Origin of the sequence: Neobacillus mesonae (assembly GCF_023715155.1) — a bacterium.
Classification (GTDB): domain Bacteria; phylum Bacillota; class Bacilli; order Bacillales; family Cytobacillaceae; genus Neobacillus; species Neobacillus mesonae_A.
The window spans coordinates 1-255 of record NZ_JAMBNQ010000153.1; the positions used below are offsets into that span (position 1 = coordinate 1).

Sequence of the window (255 nt, forward strand, 5' to 3'; positions counted from 1 at the left end):
TCATTTCTTTAGCCTCTTCATCCTTCTTATCTTGCCGTTTCCTTTGTTCTACTGATTTAGCGGAGAAGTAATTATAGTACCCACTTCTCGAGACACCAGCCGTTTCACAAAGGTACTTCACCATGTGTTTAAGACTGTATCTTTCAATCACTTCGCGAATCAGTAGATATTTCTGACTGGCAGGAAGCTTTATTTCCCGAGCCCCCTTTCTAACATTCGAATCTTTTTTAAAAGCTCATTTTCCGCTTCTAAAAG

Annotated in this window: 1 pseudogene; it reads right to left on the reverse strand. The window is 39.6% G+C overall.

Features of this window, described 5'->3' with window-relative positions:
* Positions 1–255, reverse strand: a pseudogene (locus M3183_RS26945) (IS3 family transposase); the annotation flags it as partial.